Consider the following 21074-nt stretch of genomic DNA (forward strand, 5'->3'; position numbering starts at 1 on the left):
ATATGCGGACGAGGGTTATCGAGGTCAGCGTTGGTGCGTTCCTGTTGGTAGGAGCGCTGGCGCTGTTGATGTTGGCGTTGAATGTCAGCGGTTTGAAGCTGGCCGATCAACCGCAGACCTACAAGCTCTATGCGCGTTTTGAAAATATTGGCGGGCTGACTGCCCGCTCCAAGGTCACCATGTCCGGGGTGCTGATCGGTAAGGTGAGCAGCATCTCGCTGGACCCGCAGACACTGATGGCGCGGGTGGAGATGGATATCCATGAAAATGTCGACTTCCTGTCGACCGACAGCTCGGCGTCGATCCTGACCGCCGGCCTGCTCGGCGAGCAGTATATCGGCGTGACCGTCGGCGCCGAGGAGGAGGTCCTCAAGAACGGCGACTATATCGAGGATACCCAGTCGGCGCTGGTTCTGGAGGAGCTGGTCGGCAAGTTCCTGTTTAATTCGGTGAGTGAATAATCGGAGGCTGTGCGGTGATGCGAAATTATCAGAAAGCGGTACAGGCGGTTATCGGTATATGGCTGTTGGCCATGGCTTCGCTGGCCCAGGCCGGCTGGGACGAGGCGGCCGCGGTGGTGGAGAAGTCCACGGCCGATATACTGCAGCTGTTGAATAGCGAGGAGCTGCAATCGGAAGAGGCGTTCGGCAATCTGGTCGGTGAGGTTGATCGGGTGCTGTCGCCGGTGGTCGATTTCGACTACATCTCCAAGCGGGTGATGGGCAAGTACTATCGCCGCGCCAGCGATGCCCAGCGGGCCCAGTTCAGCGATATCTTCAAGCTGACACTGCTGAAGACCTATGCCAAGGCACTGCAGGGGTTCCAGATCAAGTCTTACGAGATGGTGCCGCCGGTTGCGCCGAGCCCCAAGCCGGAGCAGCAGGCGGTGTCGGTACAGGTCACCTCGGCCAACGGTACCCAGTTCACGCTGGTTTACTACATGCTGCATGACGATGGCCGCTGGAAACTGGTTAATGCCTCGCTGGACGGCATCAACCTGCGGCTGACCTTCAAGAACCAGTTTGCCGGCCTGGCCCAGGATGTTAACGGCAAGGTGGGCAAGGTGATTGACCTTTGGCAGGAGAAAGTGTCGCTGGAAGGTGGGAAGAGCTCCTGATGGCGGTGCAGGTCCAGCGACAGGATTCGCAGACCCTCCGGATCAGCGGAGAGATAACCTTCCACAGCGTGTTGCAGCTGCGCCGGCTGCTGGAAGCCGAGCTGGCGCAGGCCGCAGGCGAACTGACGCTGGACCTGTCCGGCGTCACTGCCGCTGACAGCAGCGCGCTGTCGTTGTGGCTCTGTATCCGGCGCCAGGCCGACCGGCGCGGCCTGCGGCTCTATGCGCTGAACGTACCGGAAAAACTGCACGCGCTGAGCCGGCTGGTCGGCCTGGAGCGGGAGTGGACCGAAGCGCTGCCCGTCGACCAGGCGCTGCCGGCCTGATAAATCCGCGCAGGTCGGGCCGCGCAGGTCGGGCCGCGCAGGGCAAGCTGCGTTGAGCGGGGCGCTCCGGTATCATGGGGCGCTGCGCTTTATAAGTTGAATTCTTTAAAATTCTTTAAATTAGTTACGATTGTACGGGGTCTTGCATGCACGCTGACGAAGTTAAGCAGATTCTGGAAAGCAACCTGGAGGGTTGCACTGCCTATACCGCCGGTGAAGGCTGCGATTTCCAGGTGACCGTGGTGGGTGAAATTTTCGCCGGGCTGATGCCGGTGAAAAAACAGCAGCTGGTGTACCAGTGCCTGAACGAATATATCAAGAACGGCACCATCCATGCGTTGACCATCAAGGCCTACACGCCTGAGCAGTGGCAAGCGCTGCAGAAATAAACCCGGCCGAGGTCCGAACTTCCTGATGGATAAACTGATTATTACCGGTGGTGCCCAGCTCAATGGCGAGGTGCGCATCTCCGGGGCGAAAAACTCCGCGCTGCCGATTCTGGCGGCAACCCTGCTGGCCTCCGAGCCGGTTACCGTCTGCAACCTGCCGCATCTGCACGACATCACCACCATGTTGGAGCTGGTGCGCCGCATGGGTGTTGAACTGACCGTCGACGAAAAGCTCAGTGTCGAAGTGGATCCGCGTACCTTGCGCGAGACCCACGCCCCGTACGAGCTGGTCAAGACCATGCGGGCGTCGATCCTGGTGTTGGGGCCGTTGCTGGCGCATTTCGGCGAAGCCCGGGTGTCGCTGCCGGGTGGCTGCGCGATCGGCAGTCGTCCGGTCGATCAGCATATCCGTGGTCTGGAGGCGATGGGTGCCGAGGTGGAAGTCACCGGCGGTTACATCCATGCCCGCAGCAACGGCCGCCTGAAGGGCGCGCCGGTGTTTTTCGACATGGTCACCGTAACCGGCACTGAAAACGTGCTGATGGCGGCGACCCTGGCGGAAGGCCAGACCATCATCGAAAACGCCGCCCGCGAGCCGGAAGTGGTCGATCTGGCCGAGTGCCTGATCGCCATGGGCGCCGATATCAGCGGTCACGGCACCGATACCATCGTGGTCAACGGTGTCGAGAAGCTGCACGGCTGCACCTACTCGGTGTTGCCGGACCGTATCGAAACCGGTACCTACCTGGCGGCGGTGGCGGCCACCGGCGGCCGTATCAAGGTCAAGAACACCCGGCCGGATACCCTGGATGCGGTGCTGCAGAAGTTCCGCGAAGCGGGCGCCGAGGTTGAAACCGGAGCCGACTGGATCACCCTGGATATGAAGGGCAAGCGCGCCCAGGCGGTGAACATCACCACTGCCCCCTATCCGGCGTTCCCGACCGATATGCAGGCCCAGTTCGCAGCGGTCAATATCGTTGCCGAAGGTGTCGGCAAAGTGAAGGAGACGGTATTCGAAAACCGTTTCATGCACATGCAGGAGATGATCCGCATGGGCGCCAACGTAACCATCGACGGTAATACCGCGGTGATCGAAGGTGTTGAAAAATTGCAGGGTGCGCCGGTGATGGCGACCGATCTGCGGGCTTCGGCCAGCCTGGTGATCGCCGCACTGGTCGCCGACGGCGAAACCACCATCGACCGGATCTACCACATCGATCGCGGTTACGAGTGTATTGAAGAAAAATTACAACTGCTGGGTGCGCGGATCCGTCGCGTGCCGGGCTGAGAGTGAGTGAAGATCAGGATGAAGCAGAATCTGACTATTGCCCTGTCCAAGGGGCGTATTCTGAAAGAAACCCTGCCGCTGCTGGCGGCTGCCGGTATCGAACCGGCCGAGGATATCTTTAGCAGCCGCAAACTGATCTTCGACACCAACCATGACAACATCAAGCTGGTGGTGATCCGTGCCACCGACGTGCCGACCTATGTCGAGTACGGCGGTGCCGATATGGGCGTGGCCGGTAAGGATGTACTGCTGGAACATGGCGGCGAGGGGCTGTACGAGCCGATCGACCTGGAGATCGCCAAGTGCAAGCTGATGGTGGCGGGCATGAAGGATGCGCCTTCGGTCAACGGCCGGATGAAGGTGGCCACCAAGTTCGTCAACGTGACCCGTGACTACTTCGCACGCAAGGGCCAGCAGGTGGACATCATCAAGCTGTACGGGGCGATGGAGCTGGCGCCGATCATGGGGCTGGCCGACCGCATCGTCGATATCGTCGACACCGGCAACACCCTGCGTGCCAACGGCCTGGAGCCGATGGAGCATATCGCCGATATCAGCTCGCGGCTGGTGGTTGGTCAGGCGTCGCTGAAGATGAAGCACCGCCAGATCCAGCCGATTCTCGACCTGCTGGACACGGCTATCGCGGCGCGTCGCGCGGAGGTGAACGGATGAGCGAGCTGAACATTCTCAAGCTGGACAGCAGCCAGGACGATTTTGCCGCCCAGTTGGACCGGCTGCTGGCCTGGGAGTCGGTCTCCGACAGCAAGGTCAACCAGATCGTCGATGAGATCCTGATGAAGGTCAAGGCGGAAGGGGATGCCGCGGTGGTGGAATACACCAACCGCTTCGACCGGATGTCGGTGGCCTCGATGGCCGAGCTGGAGATGAGCCGCGAACGGCTGCAGCAGGCGCTGGACGGCCTGCCGGCGGAGCAGCGCCAGGCGCTGGAAACGGCAGCTGAGCGGGTGCGCACCTACCACGAACGTCAGAAGGGCGAGTCCTGGCAGTACACCGAAGCGGACGGCACCATGCTGGGCCAGCAGGTGACGCCGATGGACCGGGTCGGCCTCTACGTGCCGGGCGGCAAGGCATCCTATCCGTCGTCGGTGCTGATGAACGCGATGCCGGCCAAGGTGGCGGGCGTCGGCGAGATCATCATGGTGGTACCGACACCGGCCGGCGAGCTGAACGAGCTGGTTCTGGCGGCGGCGGCACTGGCCGGCGTCGACCGGGTGTTCTGCATCGGCGGCGCCCAGGCGGTGGCTGCGCTGGCCTATGGTACCGAGACGGTGCCCAAGGTCGACAAGATCGTCGGCCCCGGCAACATTTTCGTGGCGACCGCCAAGCGGGCGGTGTTCGGTGCCGTCGGTATCGATATGATCGCCGGCCCGTCGGAGATCCTGGTGATCTGCGACGGCAAGACCGACCCGGACTGGGTGGCGATGGACCTGTTCTCGCAGGCCGAGCACGATGAAGATGCCCAGTCGATCCTGGTCTGCCCGGACGCCGATTACATCGACCGGGTTGAACAGAGTATCGCCAAGCTGCTGCCGACCATGGAGCGTGAGTCGATCATCGAAGTGTCGCTGCGTGAGCGGGCGGCGTTGATCAAGGTGCGTGATATGGCCGAGGCGGTCGAGGTTGGCAACCGGATTGCGCCGGAACACCTGGAGCTGTCGGTCGACAACCCGGAAGAGCTGTTGCCGCAGATCCGCCATGCCGGTGCGATCTTCATGGGGCGCTACACCGCCGAGGCGCTGGGCGACTACTGCGCCGGCCCGAACCACGTGCTGCCGACCTCCGGCACCGCGCGGTTTTCGTCGCCGCTAGGGGTCTATGACTTCCAGAAGCGCTCGTCGCTGATCTACTTCTCGGCCGACGGCGCCTCCGAGATGGGCAAGGTCGCCTCGGTATTGGCCCGTGGCGAAAGCCTGACCGCTCACGCCCGCTCGGCCGAGTACCGTATCAAAGACTGACCGGAACCGTCCGGTCCGATAGAGGGCAGGAGTAACATGAAGTACAGCGAAGAAGATATCCGCCGGCTGACCTGGCAGTGCCGCCGTGGCATGCTGGAGCTGGATGTGCTGTTCGTGCCGTTCATGGAGCAGGCGTTCCGTGATCAGAGCGAAGAGGATCAGGACCGGTTCGTCAAACTGCTCGATGAGCAGGACCAGGACCTGTTTCTCTGGTTCATGCAGCGCGAAGAGCCGCAGGATCCGGATCTGAAACGGATCGTCAATATCATCCTCGACCGTGTTCAGCCGGATTGATCTGCGGCTGAAACCCTCCCGTCTCTGGCGTGGCTGGCGCTTGCTGGTCCACGCCGTTGCGCTGCTGGCGATCTGGCTGGCGGCGCTATCTCCTTTCCTGCAATGGCTGTTTTCACTGCTGCTGGTGATGTCGCTGCTATACAGCTTTATCGGCCCGTCCGAGCGGATCGAGCGGCTGGTCTGGCAGGCCGCCGAGGGCGACCTGCGTCTGCTGGGCCGGCATGGCTGGCTGCAGGTCACCGAGATCCGGGCGTTGCTGGCTAGCCGTTGGCTGATCTATATGCAGTTGCGCGTCGCCGAACGGCTGCTGCCGTTGCCGTTGTTGGTCTGGCGCGATTCGGTTGATGCCGACGGCTTTCGCCGGCTCAGCGTATTGGCCCGACACGCCAAGCCGCCGCAGGATTCTTGTTAAGAATCTAACCCCGCTCGAGGGCGAAATCGTCGGACGTACCAAGATCTGTCGCGGTCAGAGCCCGCTGCTACGGGGTTTCCTGCTTCGTAGCAGTCCGCTCCGAGGGCGACGGGTTATGGGGAGGCTAGAAATCGCCGTTGGTCGCGGCTGAAGCCGCTCCCACAGGAGTCATACTTCGTAGCAGCCTCTCCGAGGGAAAACATCGCGGACTGTGCCAAGGCCCTGTCGCGGCTGAAGCCCCTCCTACACGGGCCGTGCTTCGTAATCCGTAGGTTGGGATGAGGTACGAATCCCAACGATCCCAGGTAGGTGCCGGACCTGGCCGGCCAAACGCCGACAGGCGTTTTCAACCGCCTGCGGCGGTGGCGCCCCGGGTGGCGCCCTACAGGGCCCTGCCGTAGCAGCCCGCTCCGAGGGCGGTATCTGCGGACCGTGCCAAGTCCGTCGCGGTCGGTACCCAAAGGGTATGCCAAGCCAGCTGCTACAGGGGCGTACTTCGTAGCAGCTCGCTCCGAGAGCGACACCCTCGGACCGTGCCAAGACCTGTCGCGGTCGGTACCCAAAGGGCATGCCAAGCCCGCTGCTACAGGTTTTTGCGTTTGCTGGCAGCTCGAACCCTGGGCGATCTCTCAATATCGATGGCTCAGCGGCGCGGCCACTGGTAGTTGACCGGGGTCAGCACGGTATCGCGCAGCTCCGGTCCTGGCTCCGGGTAATCCAGCGTGTAATGCAGGCCGCGGCTTTCGTGGCGCAGCATCGACGAGCGGATGATCAGGTCGGCAACCAGCGCCAGGTTGCGCAGTTCCAGCAGGTCGCGGCTGATTTTGTAGTTGCTGTAGTACTCGGTGATCTCCTGCTGCAGCATGTCGACCCGGTGCTTGGCGCGTTGCAGCCGCTTGGTGGTGCGTACGATGCCGACGTAGTCCCACATGAAACGGCGCAGTTCATCCCAGTTGTGGGAGATGATCACATCCTCGTCGGAGTCGGTCACCAGCGACTCGTCCCAATCCGGTATCTGCGGCTGTTCCGGTGTGCCGGCCAGTTCACGGCTGATCTGTTCGGCGGCCGAGCGGGCATAGACGATGCATTCCAGCAGCGAGTTGCTGGCCAGCCGGTTGGCGCCGTGCAGGCCGGTGAAGGCGGTCTCGCCGATCGCGTACAGGCCGGCCACGTCGGTGGCGCCGTACTGATCGGTCATTACGCCGCCACAGGTATAGTGGGCCGCCGGTACCACCGGGATCGGCTCCTTGGTGATATCGATGCCGTACTTCAGGCAGCGCTTGTGGATGGTCGGGAAGTGTGACTGGATGAACTCGGCCGGTTTGTGGGAGATATCCAGGTAGACGCAGTCGCAGCCGAGCCGTTTCATCTCGTGGTCGATGGCGCGGGCGACGATATCACGCGGCGCCAGTTCGCCGCGTTCATCGTAGCGGTCCATGAAGCGCTCGCCATTGGGCAGTCGCAGCTTGCCGCCTTCGCCGCGCACCGCTTCGGTGATCAGGTAGGACTTGGCCTGCGGATGGTAAAGGCAGGTCGGGTGGAACTGGTTGAACTCCATATTGGCCACCCGGCAGCCGGCACGCCAGGCCATGGCGATGCCGTCGCCGCTGGCGCCGTCCGGGTTGCTGGTGTAGAGGTAGGCCTTGGAGGCGCCGCCGGTGGCCAGTACCACGAACGGGGCCTGGAACACCTCAACATGCCCGCTCTTGTTGTTTAGCACGTAGGCGCCGACGCAGCGGTTGTTCGGCAGCCGCAGCTTGTCGCGGGTGATCAGGTCGACCGCCACATGGTGCTCGAACAGGTCGATCTGGCTATGTTCCCGGGCACGCTCGATCAGGGTTCGCTGGACCGCCTTGCCGGTGGCGTCGGCGGCGTGGATGATACGGCGCTGTGAGTGGCCACCCTCCTTGGTCAGGTGGTAGCTCTCCTCAGCATCGTCGCCATTACGGGTGAACGGGACGCCCTGGCCGATCAGCCAGTCAATCGCCTCGCGGCCGTGGCTGACGGTAAAGCGCACGGCATCCTCGTGGCTCAGCGACGCGCCGGCGGTCATGGTATCGGCAACGTGCTCGGCAATGCTGTCCGCTTCATCCAGTACCGCGGCGATACCGCCCTGGGCGTGCCAGGTGGAGCCGGCGTTCAGCTCCCCCTTGCTGAGCACCGCCACCCGGTGGTGTTCGGCCAGCTGTAGCGCCAGAGTCAGGCCGGCGGAGCCGGAGCCGATAATCAGTACGTCATGGCTGTTTGATCTGGTCATCCCGTTCCTTAACTATTGTTCTGGTCGTGCGACCGTTCATCGGACCGCAACATTATGCCGCCGGGCCGGCAATTATGGAATTCGCTGACAGCAGCGTGCGTTCTCTGTTATCCGGCCAGCTCTATCGAGGCCTCTTTAGCCCGAATCCGCCAGCGTGAGCGCCTTGTTCTCATCCAAAAAAATGAGGATGCCCCTTAATTTTCCGTAAGCCCGGGAACTTTCATTCAAGCGACTGTCGAACACTGTAGTTCGAGGCACTCTGCTGGTTGAAGCTTGCAATGGGGTAGAGGCAGTTGAATACTTCATGCGGTGGCGTATCCGGTTCGGGTACGATGATTTTAGGGACGGTAATAAGGAATCAGAGTGTCTAACGAGAGCCAGGCCGAGATCGACAAGCGACTCGTGCAGCGGGTGCAGGCCGGCGATAAGCGGGCTTTCGATCTGCTGGTCAAGAAGTATCAGCATAAGATCATCGGCCTGATTGGTCGCTACGTTTACGACCATCACGAGGCGCTGGATGTGGCCCAGGAAGCGTTTATCAAGGCCTACCGCGCACTGCCGAATTTCCGCGGTGACAGTGCCTTTTATACCTGGCTGTACCGGATTGCGATCAACACGGCCAAGAATCACCTGGTGGCCAAGGGACGTCGACCACCGGATGTGGATGTGGATGTCAGTGACGCCCAGCACTTTGAAAGTGCCGCGGAACTGAAAAACATCGAATCGCCCGAGGCTAGCCTGTATCGGGATCAACTGGAGCAGGTGGTCAAGCGTACGCTGGACCGGCTGCCGGAGGACCTGCGTGTCGCCCTGACGCTGCGCGAATTCGAGGGATTGAGTTATGAAGATATCGCCAATGTTATGGACTGCCCGGTTGGTACCGTCCGCTCCCGGATCTTCCGGGCACGAGAAGCGATAGATAAAGAGATCATGCCGATAATGGCATCGACAGACTGAATTTGGGACTTTTAGGGAATGCATCGAGGTAGGGCTATGAATGAGCAAGCCGTCGAAAGCCTGTCTGCTGTGATGGATGGCGAGGCGAGCGAGTTTGAGTTGCGCCGCACACTTGAGCAGCTGGAACAGTCGCCTGAAATAGGCGAGCAGTGGCGTCGTTTCCATGTCGCACGTAACGCACTGCGCGGCGAGCCAATACAGGGGGTGGGTGTGGATATCAGTGCCGGGGTGATGGCCGCGGTGGAGGCGGAAGCGCCTCTAGAGGTTGATCCGGCGCCACGGGAACAGGCGCCGGCCAGCGATGAGCGTCGCCTGCACAACCGCTTCTTGAAGCCGCTGACCAGCATGGCGGTGGCGGCATCGGTCACCGCGATGGTGATTCTTGGCGTGCAGAATCTCGGCCAGCAGAGCCCGGCTCAACTGGCGGACAGCCGGCCGCAGTACACGCTGCCGTCGGCCACCGGTGGCAACGACAGCCTGATGCCCGCGCAGTTCGGCAATCGTACCGTGCTGGGCGGCAATACAGGTCAGGAGCCGGAGGTGATCCGCCTGTCACAGGGGTTGGCGCACTATATCGCCCAGCACCAGCATCTTTTGAGTGAACAGAAACCGGCCTGGAGTGCCAAGTGGCTGCCCGAGGGCTTCCGTAATGTGCGTCACGAGGTGATGCCGCAGGCGGAGGTGATGATGTTCAGCGATGGCAGACACGCGGTGTCGGTCTGTATCGAAGAGCTGGGTCGGCAGTCGGTGCCTGAAGGCGTGGCCCAGGTGGGCGGCATGATCGCCGTTGGCAAGCGCCAGGGTAACAAGTTCGTTACCGTGGTGGGCGATGTGCCGCTGATGATTGCCGAGCGGATCGCCGCATCGGTTAAAACCAACTAACAGCAGTTAAGTTAAGCATCAGATGATTGAAGAGCGTGGTCGGGTGGTGGACGTGGATGCCGATGGCGTCTGGGTGGAGGTGCATAAGCAGAGCGCCTGTGCCAGTTGCAGCGCCCGAGCAGGCTGCGGCCAGCGCCTGGTGGCGGAGGCGACCGCCGGCAAGCGGGTGGTGATCTGTGTCGAGAACCCGCACCAGCGGCCGGTGACGGTCGAAGACTCGGTGGTGATCGGCATCGCCGAAGGCGCTTTCATGAAGGCCTCGCTACTGCTCTATCTGATACCTCTAATCGCGTTGTTCGTGCTGGCCGGGCTGGTCAGCCAGGCCGGGGTGGCGGAAGGCTTCGTGATTCTCGCCGCATTGGTCGGGCTGTTACTCGGGCTCGGGCTGGTGCGCCTGGTCGGGCGCCGTTGGCAGCGCTCGCACGACTATCATCCAATACTGTTGCGGGTCGTCTGACCCCGAATAGCCGTAAAGGAAGGATCTAACCAAATGCGTAGCATCAGAGCATCCCTATGGGTTTTCTGTCTGTTTGTCTGGGCCTCTGTCGCGCAGGCGGCCAGCCTGCCCGATTTCAAGTCGCTGGTTAAGGAAGCCTCGCCGGCGGTGGTCAATATCAGCGCCGTGCAGAAATCGACCGAAACGGAGCGGGCGCTCAATCCGTTCAATGGGCCCGGCTACGAAGATATGCCGGAGATTTTCCGCCACTTCTTCCAGATGCCCGATATCAAGCCGCGTGAGCGCCGTCGCTCGCCGCAGTCGCTGGGGTCCGGCTTCATTCTCTCCCGGGACGGCTACGTACTGACCAACCACCATGTGATCGATGGTGCCGACGAGGTGATTGTGCGGTTATCAGATCGCCGCGAACTGGTGGCTCAGGTGATCGGCTCCGACAAGCGCACCGATATCGCGCTGCTGAAGCTGGATGCCCGTAACCTGCCGACTGTCGAGCTGGGCAGCTCCGCTGATCTGGAAGTGGGTGAGTGGGTACTGGCGATCGGTTCGCCGTTCGGCTTCGATCACTCGGTGACGGCAGGTATTGTCAGCGCCAAGGAGCGGGCGCTGGCAAACGAGACCTACGTACCCTTTATCCAGACCGATGTGGCGATCAACCCGGGCAACTCCGGCGGGCCACTGTTCAACCTGGAGGGTGAAGTGGTGGGTATCAACTCGCAGATCTATACCCGCTCAGGTGGCTTCATGGGGCTGTCGTTCGCCATCCCGATCGATGTGGCGATGGAGGTGGCCGAGCAGCTGAAGGAGCAGGGCTTCGTCAGCCGTGGCTGGCTTGGTGTGATCATCCAGGAAGTCAACAAGGACCTGGCTGAATCATTCGGCCTGGAGCGCCCGGCCGGTGCCCTGGTTGCCAAGGTGTTGCCGGAGAGTCCGGCAGAGAGCGGTGGCCTGCAGGAGGGTGATGTGATCACCCGCTTCAATGGCCGTGAGGTGGTGCTCTCCTCCGATCTGCCGCACATGGTCGGACGGGTGAAGCCGGGTGCCATGGCTAACCTCGACGTGGTGCGGGCGGGCGAGCGCAAGCGGTTGCAGCTGGAGATCGGCGAGCTGCCGGAGGAGCAGCCCAAGCTGGCGTCCGGTCAGCAGCAGCACCGTGATCAGCCGCATGGCAACCGGCTGGATGTGGTGGTCGCGGAGCTGGATGGCGAGCGTAAGGCCAAGTGGAACGTGCGCAGCGGCGTGGTGGTACAGCGGGTGCAGAAGGGTGCCGGCGCCAGTGCCGGGTTGATGGTCGGCGACGTGATTACCATGCTGAACGGCGCGCAGGTCGATTCGGTCGAGCGCTTCAACGAGCTGGTTGCCGAACTGCCCAGTGGCCGTGCGGTGCCGATGCGGATCGTGCGGCGGGGCAGTCCGTTGTTCGTGCCGCTGAAGCTGAATGATTGAGCATCGGCTGGCTGATCGGCCGAGTTAAGACTGTATGCGAGAGGGCACACAAAGCGTGCCCTCCCTACGGAACTGCTAGCGGACCGAATCAGCGGCGCCGCCACTGCTATGGAGAAGGGGCCGCAGGCCCCTTTTTACGTACGCTTGTAGCCTTTTATCGGTTAATGGAGCGAGATAGCTCCGCTGTGGGAAATACGGTAAACTTGCCGCCTTTCCGTCCAATGTATCTCCGAGTGGTAGTCAATACGTGAGCAACCTCGATCACATCCGCAACTTCTCCATCATCGCCCATATCGACCACGGTAAATCCACCCTGGCGGACCGCTTCATTCAGGTCTGTGGCGGCCTGACCGATCGGGAGATGGCGGCGCAGGTGCTCGACTCGATGGATCTCGAACGCGAGCGCGGCATCACCATCAAGGCGCAGAGCGTGACGTTGAACTACACCGCCCAGGACGGCAAAACCTACCAGCTGAACTTCATCGATACCCCGGGGCATGTCGACTTCTCGTACGAGGTGTCCCGCTCACTGGCGGCCTGCGAAGGCGCGTTGCTGGTGGTCGATGCCGCGCAGGGCGTTGAAGCCCAGTCGGTGGCCAACTGCTACACCGCGTTGGAGCAGGGCCTGGAAGTGCTGCCGGTACTGAACAAGATGGACCTGCCGCAGGCCGAGCCGGAGCGGGTTCGCATGGAGATCGAAGAGGTGATCGGTATCGAAGCGACCGATGCCGTGGCCTGTTCCGCCAAGAGCGGCATGGGGGTCGATGACGTACTGGAGGCGCTGATCAAGAGCATCCCGGCGCCGGAGGGCGACATTGATGCCCCGCTGCAGGCGCTGATCATCGATTCCTGGTTCGACAACTACCTCGGCGTGGTGTCCCTGGTGCGGGTCAAGCAGGGCACGTTGCGCAAGAAAGACAAGATTGTGGTCAAATCCACCGGCCAGAGCCATGGTGTCGATTCGGTCGGCATCTTCACGCCGAAGCGCACGGAGACCGGTGAACTCAAGGCCGGCGAAGTGGGCTTCGTGGTGGCCGGCATCAAGGATATCCATGGCGCACCGGTGGGCGACACCCTGACTCACCAGAAGACGCCGGACGTGGCGGCACTGCCTGGTTTCCAGAAAGTGCAGCCGCAGGTTTACGCCGGTCTGTTCCCGACCAGCTCGGATGATTACGAGGATTTCCGCGAGGCGCTGGACAAGCTGACGCTGAACGACGCCTCGCTGTTCTTCGAGCCGGAAACCTCCGACGCGCTGGGCTTCGGTTTCCGCTGCGGCTTCCTCGGCATGCTGCACATGGAGATCATCCAGGAGCGGCTGGAGCGTGAATACAACCTCGATCTGGTCACCACCGCACCGACCGTGGTCTATGAGCTCGAGTTGAACAACGGTGAAGTGATTCAGATCGACAGCCCGTCCAAGCTGCCGGACCCGGGCTCGATCCGCGAGATGCGCGAGCCGATCGTGGAAGCCAATATCCTGGTGCCGCAGGACTACCTGGGCCAGGTGATCGGTCTCTGTGTCGAGAAGCGTGGCGTGCAGAAGAACATGAACTTCGTTGGCAATCAGGTGCAGGTCACCTACGAACTGCCGATGGCCGAAGTGGTGCTGGATTTCTTCGACCGGCTTAAGTCGGTCAGCCGCGGCTTCGCCTCGCTGGAGTATAACTTCATCCGCTTCGAACCGGCCCAGCTGGTGCGGATGGATATCCTGATCAACGGCGACAAGGTAGACGCGCTGGCGGTGATCCTGCACCGCGACAACGCCCAGTACCGTGGCCGTCTGCTCTGTGAAAAGATGAAAGAGCTGATCCCGCGGCAGATGTTCGACGTGGCTATCCAGGCGGCGCTGGGCGGCAAGGTGATCGCCCGTACCACCGTCAAGGCGCTGCGCAAGAACGTAACCGCCAAGTGTTACGGTGGTGACGTCAGCCGTAAGAAGAAACTGCTGCAGAAGCAGAAAGAGGGTAAGAAGCGGATGAAGCAGGTCGGCAGTGTGGAGATTCCGCAGGATGCCTTCCTGGCCGTGTTGAAGGTTGATAGCTAAGGAACTGCCATGAACTTTGATTTTGCGCTGATCCTGGTGGTCGCCACCGGTCTCTGTGGGGCCGTCTGGTTGCTGGATCGCGTCTGGCTGGCGCCGCAACGGCGCCAGCGGTTGGAAACCGCCCAGGCCCAGGCCGGCGGAAATCTGCCGCAGGAGACTGTCGAACAGCTCAATCGCGAGCCCGGCTGGGTCGATACCGGCAAATCGATGTTTCCGGTGCTGGCGGTGGTACTGGTACTGCGCTCATTTCTGATCGAGCCGTTCCAGATCCCGTCCGGCTCGATGCTGCCGACCCTGAATATCGGCGACTTCATCCTGGTCAACAAGTACCACTACGGGATTCGGTTGCCGGTGTCGAATACCAAGATCATCCCGATCAACGATCCTAAAAGGGGTGATATCGCGGTGTTCCGTTATCCGCAGGATCCAAGCGTTAACTATATTAAGAGGGTCGTCGGCCTGCCGGGTGATCGAATCCGCTATATGGACAAGACGCTCTATATCAATGGCGAAGCTCAGCCTCAGCAACTGGTTGCCCAGTTGCCGCCGGCCGAACCCCAGCAACTGCTGTTGAATGAAACCCTGGGGGGAGTAAAGCACCGCATCTATCAGGACCTGTTCCGGCCGCGGATCGATGGCGAAGTGGAAGTTCCAGAAGGACATTACTTTGTCATGGGCGATAATCGCGATAACAGCAACGACAGTCGCATGTGGGGCTTCGTGCCGGATGAGCTGCTGGTAGGGAAAGCCTTCGCAGTTTGGGTATACTGGCCGGAGCGCTTCAGCATTCCGGATTTCAGCGAGGCGCGCTTTATTCAGTGACGGGGATCTCGAAACAGTTTCGAGATGCTCTAACGCTTGGAGGGGGAGATGAGCAAACATCCTGATGGCCAGCGTGGCGCTTCGCTACTGTCGATCCTGCTGTTTCTGATAGTCGGCGGCATCGCGTTGTCGATGGCGCTGAAACTGTCGCCAGCCTATTTTGAGTTCCGAACCATCGATTCGGTGCTGACTGCGGTCAGCAATGACCCGAACGAGCTGCGTAAGCCGCTGTCCGGAATCCGGTTGGATTTGACCAAGAAGTTCCGTATCAACCAGATCAAGTTGCAGCCCGAAGCACTGAAAGTGAGCCGGGACCGCGGAATTATCCGGTTTGATCTTAAATATGAAGTGCGGGTGCCGATGTATTTCAACGTCGATGCGCTCGTTAAATTTGAAAAGAATTACGAAGCTATAGCACCTTGATACGACCGATTGCAGAACTGACCCGCCGGCTGGGTTACCAATTTAAGGATGAATCGCGCTGTGAGCTGGCGCTCACTCACCGTAGCTGCGGCAAGCGCAATAATGAACGGCTGGAGTTTCTGGGTGACTCGATCCTGAACTTCGTTATTGCCGAGGAGCTGTTCAGCCGCTTTCCGGAAGCCCGCGAAGGTCAGATGAGCCGATTGCGCGCCCAGCTGGTCAAGGGGGAGACGCTGGCCGAGATCGCCCGCGAGCTGAATCTGGGGGATTACCTGCGACTGGGCTCCGGCGAGCTGAAGAGCGGCGGTTATCGCCGTGATTCGATTTTGGCCGATGCGGTGGAAGCGCTGATCGGCGCAATCTATCTGGACAGCGATCAGACGACCGCGCGACGCTTTATTCTCTCCTGGTACCAGCAGCGGCTGGATGGGCTGGACCTTAACGAATCGTTGAAGGATGCCAAGACCCGGCTGCAGGAGTTTCTGCAATCCCGCCACAAGGCGTTGCCGAACTACGAACTGATCAAGGTGGAAGGTGAGGCGCATGCCCAGACCTTCCATATCCAGTGCCATGTCGAGGTGCTGGACGAGGCGACGGTTGGCATCGGCAGCAGTCGCCGCCAGGCGGAGCAGGAGGCGGCCCGCACGGCGCTGCAGAGCCTGCAGGTAGGTAAGAACTGATGGCCAAAGACCTGTCCCACCTGCTGACGCCGGACAACCCGGATCAGAAATGCGGTTTCGTAGCGATTGTCGGCCGCCCCAATGTCGGCAAGTCGACCCTGCTGAACCGGATTCTCGGCCAGAAACTGAGTATCACCTCGCGCAAGCCGCAGACCACCCGTCACCAGATTGTCGGTATCAAGACCGAGGGCGATCTGCAGGCGATCTATGTCGATACCCCGGGGATGCACAAGACCGAAACCAAGGCGCTGAACCGCTACATGAACCGGGCGGCCAGCGAAGCACTGCGTGGTGTCGACCTGGTGGTGTTCATTATCGACCGTACCGCCTGGACCGAAGAGGACCAGCTGGTACTGGACAAGCTCAAGTTTGCCAGTTGTCCGGTGATCCTGGCGGTCAACAAGGTCGATCAGCTGACCGACAAGGCCAGCCTGCTGCCGCAGCTGCAAAAGCTGGCCGAGAAGAGGGAGTTTGCCGGCATCGTGCCGATGTCGGCCAAGCATGGTCACAACGTCGATCAGCTGGAAGCGCTGGTGGAGCAGCACCTGCCACAGGGCGTGCACATGTACGACGAGGATCAGCTGACCGACCGCAGCTCGCGCTTCGTCTGCTCTGAGATCGTGCGCGAGAAGCTGATGCGCAACCTCGGCGACGAGGTGCCCTACGGTACCACCGTCGAGATCGAGGAGTTCTACTACGACGAGGACGGCCTGCTGGTGATCAGCGCGTTGATCCTGGTCGAGCGCGACAGCCAGAAGCGGATCGTGATCGGCGACAAGGGCAGCCGGATGAAGACCATCGGCCGCGATGCCCGTAAGGACATGGAAGCGATGTTCGATACCCAGGTGATGCTGAACCTGTGGGTCAAGGTGCGGCGCGGCTGGGCTGACGACGAGCGGGCACTACGTAGCCTCGGGTACGACGACCTCGACTGACGGCGGGTTGGCCCGATGGATTACCGGATGGAGGGGCAGGCGGCCTACGTGCTGCACAGTCGCCCCTATCGCGATACCAGCCTGCTGGTCGATTTCTTCACTCTCGAACATGGCAAGTGCAGTGCGGTGGTGCAGGGCGCCCGTCGGCCCAACTCCCGGCTGCGCGCCACCATCCAGCCGTTCGTGCCGCTGCAGATCGGCTGGCGCGGCCGCCAGGATCTGAAAACCATGAGCGGCGCCGAGCCGGTCGGTCAGATGCTGTTCCTGACCGGCTCGGCGCTGATCTGCGGGCTCTACGTCAACGAGTTGCTGGAGCGGGTGCTGCAGCCGTTCGAACCCCATCCCAAGCTGTTTGTTTACTACCAGTACGTGCTCACCGAACTGGCGGCGGCGCAGGATATCGAAGGCGCCTTGCGTACCTTCGAGCACCGGCTGCTCGGCGAGATGGGCTACGGGCTGGACCTCGACCGCATCGACCCGGCCGGCCACTATCGCTACCGGGCCGGCCAGGGCTTGGTGCCGCTCGGCCGGCCGCCGCAGAAGCCCGATATGTACTATTTCACCGGAAACCAGTTGCAGGCGATAGGGCAGGATCATTATGCTTCTGCCGAAGTGCGCCGGGCCGCCAAGCGCCTGATGCGGCTGGCGATCGAACAGCTGCTGGGCGATAAACCGCTGCGCAGCCGAGAACTGTTCCTGAAGCTCAAGGAGTAAGCCGTGATTGAACCGAGTCGCCTGCTGTTAGGTGTCAATATCGACCATGTCGCCACGTTGCGTCAGGCCCGCGGAACCCGTTATCCGGATCCGGTGCAGGCGGCAGCGATCTGCGAGGAGGCCGGCGCCGACGGCATCACCATCCACCTGCGTGAGGACCGGCGCCATATCCTGGATCGCGACGTGTTCCTGCTGAAGGAGACCTTGCAGACCCGGATGAACCTGGAGATGGCAGTCACCGAAGAGATGCTGGCGATCGCCGAGCAGGTCAAGCCGGCCCACTGCTGCCTGGTGCCAGAGAAGCGCGAAGAGCTGACCACCGAGGGCGGTCTGGATGTGGTCGGCAATGAGGACAAGATCCGCGAAGCCTGCGACCGGCTGGCGGCGGCGGGCATCGAGGTGTCGCTGTTCATCGACCCGGAACCGGCCCAGATCGACGCCACCCTGCGCTGCGGTGCGCCGGTGATCGAGCTGCACACCGGTGCTTATGCCGATGCCGAGAGCAGCGAGGAGCAGATCGCCGAACTGGAGCGGATCCGTGATGCCGCCCGCTACGCCCATGATCGCGACCTGATCGTCAACGCTGGCCACGGCCTGCACTATCACAACGTCGAGCAGATTGCCGAGATCCCGCACCTCAACGAATTGAACATCGGCCACGGCCTGATCGCCCGCGCGCTGTTCGTCGGCTTGAAAGAGGCGGTGGTCGAGATGCGCAAGCTGATGCTGGATGCCCAGGCCCGGATCCGATGATCGCCGGAGTCGGCACCGATATTATCGAGATTGCGCGCATCGCCAAGGCGATCGCGCGCACCCCCCGCCTGCCGGAGCGCATCCTGACCCCGGCTGAATTGCCGCGCTACCAGACCAGCAAAGACCAGCCCCGTTTCCTGGCCAAGCGGTTCGCCGCCAAGGAAGCCGCCGCCAAGGCGCTGGGTACCGGCATCGGTCGCGGCGTCAGCTGGCAGCATCTGGAGATCGGCCACAACGGCGACGGCCAGCCGCAACTGAGCCTCAGTGGCGGCGCTGCCCTGCGTGCCGGCCAACTCGGCATCCGCCGGCTACACCTCTCTTACAGCGATGAAAAACAGCTGGTGATTGCTTTTGTGGTCGCTGAGCGGGGACCGCTAAACGAGCAGGACTGAGCCCTGTAGCATAGGGCTCCGACCGCGACAGGTCTTGGCGTGGTCGGAAGGCGTCGCCCTCGGAGCGGGCTGCCACGATGCACGGCCCCTGTAGCAGCGGGCTCCGACCGCGACCTTCGTTAGTTCTTTCGAAGTCCGTGATTGTCGCCCTCGGAGCGGGCTGCTACGACGCACGGAACCCTGTAGCAGCGGGCTCCGACCGCGACCGCCACTTGGCACGGTCCGCGGCTGTCACCCCTCGGTACCCAAGGTGCATTCCAAGCGGACTGCTACCAATCAATTGCCATCACACTGGGCAATCCGGTTCGGCTAACCTCTGCCGCTTGAAACTTTCCGCTTACAGCTTCCCATATAACTTCCGTCCCGATAACTGTGCGCAGGCGCACAGATTTACCCGGACAAGTGGTGTAGGATCCGTTTTTTTGATAGATTTCGCAGGCCTTTAAGGGGCATCTGTTGGCAGGAAGCCAGCTGGAATGTGATCTGTATGCATCGGACGCAACCCGCCTCCCGGCCAACGGATACGCGAATCGCCTTGGTTTAAGTCGCTGTAACCGGCTGCACCTGAACGTTAACTCGACCGAGATACTTTATGAAAGTTGAAGAACAGAACCTGCTACGCAAAGCGCTGAGGGCCTGTCGGGGCTCGTTTATGGCGGTGGGTTTCTTCAGTATGTTTATCAACTTCCTGATGTTGGTTCCCGCCATCTACATGCTGCAGGTCTACGACCGGGTGGTGACCAGCGGCAGTGAGAGCACCCTGCTGATGCTGACCCTGATCATGGCGATGCTGATGATCTCGATGGGTGGTCTGGAGTGGGTACGCTCACGGATGCTGGTAAGAATCAGTGCCCGGCTCGACTCGTTGCTCAACGACCGGATCTTCAACGCCAGTTTCAAGCAGTCTCTGTACAGCGGCGGCGCGGCCAATACCGGTCAGCCGATCCAGGATCTGACCGGCGTGCGCCAGTTCATGACCGGCAACGGCCTGTTCGCATTCTTCGACGCCCCCTGGATGCCGATCTACATCGCGGTGATGTTTATCTTCCACCCCTGGTATGGCTGGATCGCGGTGTTCAGTGTGATCCTGCTGGCGATCATGGCGGTGGTTAACGAAAAACTGACCGGCAAGCTGCTGCAGCAGGCCAACAAGGAGGCCAGCGCGGCCAACGGCTCGGTCAGCAAGAACCTCAGTAACGCCGAGGTGATCGAATCGATGGGCATGCTCGGCAGCATGCGCGAGCGCTGGAAAGAACGCCACAACAAGGTATTGATCTGGCAGGCCCAGGCCAGCGAACGGGCCGCCGCGCTGACGTCGATCTCCAAGACCACCCGATTGCTGGTGCAGTCGCTGATCCTCGGCACCGGCGCCTACCTTGCCATTCAGAATCAGATCACGCCGGGCTTGATGATTGCCGGTTCCATTCTGTTGGGCCGGGCGTTGGCGCCGATCGATCAGATGATCGGCGCCTGGAAAGGCTTCGTTACGGCACGCAGCCAGTACAAGCGACTGGACGAAGTGCTGACCAAGATGCCGGCCGAGCCGGAACGGATGTCGCTGCCGGCGCCGAAGGGCAATGTCAGCGTCGAAGCGGTGATGGTGGCGCCGCCGGGCAGCCGTAACCCGGTGGTTCGTAATGTTACCTTCACGGCCAACTCCGGCGACGTGATCGGTATTCTCGGCCCGAGTGCGGCCGGTAAATCTACCCTGGCGCGGGCGCTGCTGGGTATCTGGCCGACACTGTCCGGCAAGGTCCGCCTCGACGGTGCCGACGTATTTGCCTGGGACCGTGAAGAGCTGGGGCCGCATATCGGTTACCTGCCGCAGGATATCGAACTGTTCGAAGGCACCATCAGCGAAAACATCGCCCGCTTTGGCGAAGTCGATCCGGAAAAGGTGGTTGAAGCGGCCAGGGCGGCCGGTGTGCATGAGCTGGTCCTGGCGCTGCCGAACGGTTATGACACCGTGATCGCGGCCCACGGCGGCGGCCTGTCCGGCGGCCAGCGCCAGCGGATCGGCCTGGCCCGGGCACTGTATGGCAAGCCGGTGCTGCTGGTACTGGACGAGCCCAACTCAAACCTGGATGACCAGGGTGAGCGCGCACTGGCCCAGGCGATTCAGACCATGAAGCAGCGCGGTGCCAGCGTGTTTATCATCACTCACCGGATCAGCGTCTTGGCCCAGGTCGACAAGTTGCTGGTACTGCGTGAAGGGCAGCTGCAGATGTACGGGCCGCGCGACGAGGTGCTGAAAAAACTGCAGCAGCCGCAAGCTGGTCAACAGGCACAGGCACAGGCACAGGCACAGGCACAGGCCCAGGCCCAGGCCCAGGCCCGTCAGGCTGCGCCGAAGGTTCAGCCGGTACCGGTGCAGGCGATTGCGCAGCCCAAGGCGGTCTCCCAGCCCAAGGAAGCGCTGGCGGCCGATGAAACAGATAACCAGGCGTCTGGCGAGCGTGGCTCCAGGCAGTCTACCTCCAACTGATCAGAGAGGTAGCAGAGAGTGACAG

Annotated in this window: 23 protein-coding genes; 22 read left to right on the forward strand and 1 reads right to left on the reverse strand. The window is 61.6% G+C overall.

The features are described from left to right. Positions 1-2 precede the first annotated feature (2 nt). The 9 genes from mlaD (at position 3) to K6T12_RS09235 (ending at position 5802) form a co-directional block, all read left to right on the forward strand. A complete protein-coding gene (mlaD, locus tag K6T12_RS09195; protein WP_222221693.1) occupies positions 3-461 on the forward strand; it encodes an outer membrane lipid asymmetry maintenance protein MlaD in 459 nt (152 codons plus the stop codon). A gap of 17 nt (positions 462-478) precedes the next feature. Beyond that, positions 479-1117 carry an MlaC/ttg2D family ABC transporter substrate-binding protein gene (locus K6T12_RS09200; RefSeq protein ID WP_222221800.1) on the forward strand — a complete coding sequence of 213 codons (639 nt, stop codon included), beginning with the start codon at positions 479-481 and terminating at the stop codon, positions 1115-1117. Further along, positions 1117-1443 (forward strand): STAS domain-containing protein, encoded by a 327-nt coding sequence (locus tag K6T12_RS09205; protein WP_222221695.1) that lies wholly within the window; start codon positions 1117-1119, stop codon positions 1441-1443. Before K6T12_RS09200 ends, K6T12_RS09205 begins: the two co-directional genes overlap by 1 nt. Positions 1444-1589: 146 nt before the next feature. Further along, positions 1590-1832, forward strand: a complete 243-nt coding sequence (locus K6T12_RS09210) for a BolA family protein (protein WP_222221697.1) — start codon at positions 1590-1592, stop codon at positions 1830-1832. A 25-nt stretch (positions 1833-1857) separates the two neighbouring features. Then, complete coding sequence (gene murA / locus K6T12_RS09215) at positions 1858-3120, forward strand: UDP-N-acetylglucosamine 1-carboxyvinyltransferase (RefSeq protein ID WP_222221699.1); 1263 nt, start codon at positions 1858-1860, stop codon at positions 3118-3120. An 18-nt stretch (positions 3121-3138) separates the two neighbouring features. After that, positions 3139-3792 carry an ATP phosphoribosyltransferase gene (gene hisG, locus K6T12_RS09220; protein WP_222221701.1) on the forward strand — a complete coding sequence of 218 codons (654 nt, stop codon included), beginning with the start codon at positions 3139-3141 and terminating at the stop codon, positions 3790-3792. Then, the gene (gene hisD / locus K6T12_RS09225; protein WP_222221703.1) at positions 3789-5096 is read left to right on the forward strand and encodes a histidinol dehydrogenase; all 1308 of its coding nucleotides are present in this window, start codon (positions 3789-3791) and stop codon (positions 5094-5096) included. Before hisG ends, hisD begins: the two co-directional genes overlap by 4 nt. 36 nt (positions 5097-5132) lie before the next feature. Beyond that, positions 5133-5390: an FAD assembly factor SdhE gene (locus tag K6T12_RS09230; RefSeq protein WP_222221705.1), complete on the forward strand. Its 258-nt coding sequence runs from the start codon at positions 5133-5135 to the stop codon at positions 5388-5390. Continuing rightward, the gene (locus K6T12_RS09235) at positions 5374-5802 is read left to right on the forward strand and encodes a protein YgfX (protein ID WP_222221707.1); all 429 of its coding nucleotides are present in this window, start codon (positions 5374-5376) and stop codon (positions 5800-5802) included. The genes K6T12_RS09230 and K6T12_RS09235 overlap by 17 nt, the downstream gene beginning before the upstream one ends. A 643-nt stretch (positions 5803-6445) precedes the next feature. Here the strand turns inward: K6T12_RS09235 and nadB are convergent. Further along, positions 6446-8059, reverse strand: a complete 1614-nt coding sequence (nadB, locus tag K6T12_RS09240) for an L-aspartate oxidase (RefSeq protein WP_222221709.1) — start codon at positions 8057-8059, stop codon at positions 6446-6448. 363 nt (positions 8060-8422) lie between these two features. On the opposite strand from nadB, the gene rpoE reads away from it, so the two are divergent. From rpoE to K6T12_RS09305, 13 genes are all read left to right on the forward strand, one after another. Further along, positions 8423-9016 (forward strand): RNA polymerase sigma factor RpoE, encoded by a 594-nt coding sequence (gene rpoE / locus K6T12_RS09245; protein ID WP_222221711.1) that lies wholly within the window; start codon positions 8423-8425, stop codon positions 9014-9016. Between the two features lie 36 nt (positions 9017-9052). Further along, complete coding sequence (locus tag K6T12_RS09250) at positions 9053-9898, forward strand: MucB/RseB C-terminal domain-containing protein (RefSeq protein WP_222221714.1); 846 nt, start codon at positions 9053-9055, stop codon at positions 9896-9898. Between the two features lie 22 nt (positions 9899-9920). Then, positions 9921-10355, forward strand: coding sequence for a SoxR reducing system RseC family protein (locus K6T12_RS09255; RefSeq protein WP_222221716.1), 435 nt, complete (start codon positions 9921-9923; stop codon positions 10353-10355). Between the two features lie 33 nt (positions 10356-10388). Beyond that, positions 10389-11798 carry a DegQ family serine endoprotease gene (locus K6T12_RS09260; protein WP_222221718.1) on the forward strand — a complete coding sequence of 470 codons (1410 nt, stop codon included), beginning with the start codon at positions 10389-10391 and terminating at the stop codon, positions 11796-11798. Between the two features lie 247 nt (positions 11799-12045). Then, the gene (lepA, locus tag K6T12_RS09265; RefSeq protein WP_222221720.1) at positions 12046-13845 is read left to right on the forward strand and encodes a translation elongation factor 4; all 1800 of its coding nucleotides are present in this window, start codon (positions 12046-12048) and stop codon (positions 13843-13845) included. A gap of 9 nt (positions 13846-13854) precedes the next feature. After that, on the forward strand, positions 13855-14667 hold the full coding sequence (lepB, locus tag K6T12_RS09270) for a signal peptidase I (RefSeq protein WP_222221722.1): 813 nt from the start codon (positions 13855-13857) through the stop codon (positions 14665-14667). 48 nt (positions 14668-14715) lie between these two features. Continuing rightward, a complete protein-coding gene (locus K6T12_RS09275; protein WP_222221724.1) occupies positions 14716-15090 on the forward strand; it encodes a DUF4845 domain-containing protein in 375 nt (124 codons plus the stop codon). Next, entirely contained in the window at positions 15087-15770 is a 684-nt protein-coding gene (rnc, locus tag K6T12_RS09280; protein ID WP_222221726.1) for a ribonuclease III, read from the forward strand. The genes K6T12_RS09275 and rnc overlap by 4 nt, the downstream gene beginning before the upstream one ends. Continuing rightward, positions 15770-16705, forward strand: a complete 936-nt coding sequence (gene era, locus K6T12_RS09285; protein WP_222221728.1) for a GTPase Era — start codon at positions 15770-15772, stop codon at positions 16703-16705. Before rnc ends, era begins: the two co-directional genes overlap by 1 nt. Positions 16706-16720: 15 nt before the next feature. Beyond that, entirely contained in the window at positions 16721-17419 is a 699-nt protein-coding gene (gene recO / locus K6T12_RS09290; protein WP_222221730.1) for a DNA repair protein RecO, read from the forward strand. Between the two features lie 6 nt (positions 17420-17425). Further along, complete coding sequence (pdxJ, locus tag K6T12_RS09295) at positions 17426-18172, forward strand: pyridoxine 5'-phosphate synthase (RefSeq protein WP_222221802.1); 747 nt, start codon at positions 17426-17428, stop codon at positions 18170-18172. Then, entirely contained in the window at positions 18169-18564 is a 396-nt protein-coding gene (acpS, locus tag K6T12_RS09300; protein WP_222221732.1) for a holo-ACP synthase, read from the forward strand. The genes pdxJ and acpS overlap by 4 nt, the downstream gene beginning before the upstream one ends. 592 nt (positions 18565-19156) lie before the next feature. Next, positions 19157-21049: a type I secretion system permease/ATPase gene (locus tag K6T12_RS09305; protein ID WP_222221734.1), complete on the forward strand. Its 1893-nt coding sequence runs from the start codon at positions 19157-19159 to the stop codon at positions 21047-21049. Positions 21050-21074 lie beyond the last annotated feature (25 nt).

It is taken from the genome of Marinobacterium arenosum (genome assembly GCF_019795155.1).
In the GTDB taxonomy this organism is placed as follows: Bacteria; Pseudomonadota; Gammaproteobacteria; order Pseudomonadales; family Balneatricaceae; genus Marinobacterium_C; species Marinobacterium_C arenosum.